This is a genomic window from Oleiphilus sp. HI0066 (genome assembly GCF_001635725.1).
Map to the genome: position 1 here is coordinate 1 of NZ_LWFH01001304.1, position 1,210 is coordinate 1,210.

1 protein-coding gene and 1 pseudogene are annotated in these 1,210 nt (G+C 42.4%); both read left to right on the top strand.

From position 1 onward, the window contains the following. Positions 1 to 205 (top strand): annotated as a pseudogene (locus A3738_RS32080) (sodium:proline symporter); the annotation flags it as partial. Between the two features lies 1 nt (position 206). Next, the gene (locus tag A3738_RS19195; protein ID WP_156502731.1) at positions 207 to 1,049 is read left to right on the top strand and encodes a metallophosphoesterase; all 843 of its coding nucleotides are present in this window, start codon (positions 207 to 209) and stop codon (positions 1,047 to 1,049) included. The last annotated feature ends 161 nt before the right edge of the window (positions 1,050 to 1,210 follow it).

Consider the following 1,210-nt stretch of genomic DNA (forward strand, 5'->3'; position numbering starts at 1 on the left):
TTACTTATGCTCATTCATTAGCGCTATCGGCGGTGCTGCCTTATATTTTACTGAATCATCAGGGCATACAGCATTACTCGGTGACGCACATAAATATACGAAGCTTCTGTGGATTTCATTGAGCGTATTAGCGATTGGGTGCACTGCATTCTTTATTTCTCTAATTATGAATAAACCACGCACCCAACAATTGTCAGGGGTCTAGTGTGCTCATTGAAGTAAGACAAGACTTACCCTTACTCGTGTTTGGCGGGCCATATAGTAATTTGGCCGCCACTCTGGCAATTCGTGAAAAAGCCGTTGAGCTAAAAATTCCCAAAAGCAACGTTATTTGCACAGGCGATATTGTTGCATATTGCGCCTCGCCGCGAGAGTGTACTGACTTAATTCATGATTGGGGTATTCACGTTGTACAAGGCAATTGTGAAGACGCATTAGGAAACGATAAATTCGATTGTGGCTGCGGATTTGAGGAAAACTCGTCGTGCGACCTCGCGTCAAAACAATGGTACGAATACTCTAAAGCAAGAATTGGTGAAGATCAGAAAGTCTGGATGGCAGACCTTCCCAATAATCTAAAGATTAACTACCACGGTAAAACCATCATTGTCATCCATGGCGGAGTGAACCAACAGAGTCAATTTATCTTTAGGTCAAGCTCTACGACGGACAAACTACAGCAACTTAAGCAAACCGACTCCGACATAATTATTGGCGGACATTGTGGCTTGCCTTTTGGAGAGTTGATTGAAGACAAGGCATGGTTGAATGCCGGCGTTATTGGAATGCCCGCAAATGACGCAACTGCAGATGTCTGGTATATGCTAATAACACCAAATGCAGAAGGTTTAGAGGTCAGCTGGCATCGTCTCTGTTATGACTTTAAGAACACACAGGCCCTTATGCAAAGTGCAGGATTGAATCAGGGATATATCAACGCGCTTGGAAACGGGTTATGGCCTAGCCTTGATATATTGCCAGAAACCGAAATTAAAAAGACAGGCAAAACACTCAGTATCGCGACAGAATTGATATCAAATATACCTTAGTGCGTTAGGCTTTTTTTCACGTGATATAGATTTTGATCTGCGTCATCGTACAACTGATCCCAAGTGAATATTTGATCAATGCACTTCGCAATTCCGAGACTTGTAGAGAAGGAGATATCTATACCTTTTAGATTTATAGAGCCGTGTTTTATTTCCTGTTG